The 246-nt window shown below is 65.9% G+C and carries 1 protein-coding gene; it reads right to left on the reverse strand.

What is annotated here, in order from left to right; genetic code table 11:
• Positions 1 to 246 (reverse strand): amino acid permease (locus J5M58_RS27510; protein ID WP_207880666.1); only part of this gene is annotated, 246 nt, incomplete at both ends.

The raw sequence follows: 246 nt of genomic DNA on the forward strand, positions 1-246 counted from the left end.
AGTTGGTCAGCCACAGGGCGTTGGCCGGCACATGGTTGGCGTTTTCCTTGGCCAGAAAGCGCGGCATGGTCTTGTCCCGCGCCGTGGCGAAGAGGATCTCGGCGCACAGCAGCACCCACGACAGCAGGGCCCCGAGCAGCGAGATGATCAGGCCGACGCTGATCAGCACCGCACCCCAGTGGCCGACCACATGCTCCAGCACGGCAGCCATCGACGGGTTCTGCAGCTTGGCCAGTTCCGGTTGGG

The organism is Pseudomonas sp. 32_A (assembly GCF_017490905.1).
Classification (GTDB): Bacteria; Pseudomonadota; Gammaproteobacteria; order Pseudomonadales; family Pseudomonadaceae; genus Aquipseudomonas; species Aquipseudomonas inefficax.